At 65.6% G+C, this 695-nt stretch carries 1 protein-coding gene; it reads left to right on the top strand.

Features of this window, described 5'->3' with window-relative positions; translation table 11 throughout:
- On the top strand, positions 1-695 hold a 695-nt coding region (locus M8859_RS36690), incomplete at both ends, for a cytochrome b (RefSeq protein WP_249645682.1).

Consider the following 695-nt stretch of genomic DNA (forward strand, 5'->3'; position numbering starts at 1 on the left):
TTCGAGGTGCGTGGCGGCCTGTTCGTGCGGCAGGTGCATCACTGGGCGGCGCTGCTGTTCGCGGCGTCGATCATCGTGCATCTGTTCCGGATCTTCTTCACCGGCGCGTTCCGCAAGCCGCGGGAGGCGAACTGGGTGATCGGTTCGCTGCTGCTGATCCTGGCGATGTTCGAGGGCTTCTTCGGGTACTCGCTGCCGGACGACCTGCTCTCGGGCACGGGTCTGCGGGCGGCGTTCTCCGGGATCACGATCTCGATCCCGATCATCGGCACATGGATGCACTGGCTGATGTTCGGCGGCGACTTCCCCGGCGACATCATCATCCCGCGCTTGTACATCGCGCACGTGCTGCTGTTCCCGGGCATCATCCTGGCGTTGATCGCCGCGCACGTGGCGCTGGTGTGGTATCAGAAGCACACCCAGTTCCCCGGCCCGGGGCGCACGGAGAACAACGTGGTGGGCGCGCGGATCGTGCCGGTGTTCGCCGCCGACCAGGGCGCGTTCTTCGCCTTCACCCTCGGCATCGTGGGCATCATGGGCGGGGTGTTCCAGATCAACCCGATCTGGAACCTGGGTCCCTACAACCCCTCGCAGGTGTCGGCGGGTTCGCAGCCGGACTTCTACATGATGTGGACCGACGGCATGGCCCGGTTGATGCCGCCGTGGGAGCTGTACATCGGCAACTACACCGTGCC

It is taken from the genome of Nocardia sputi (assembly GCF_023501985.1).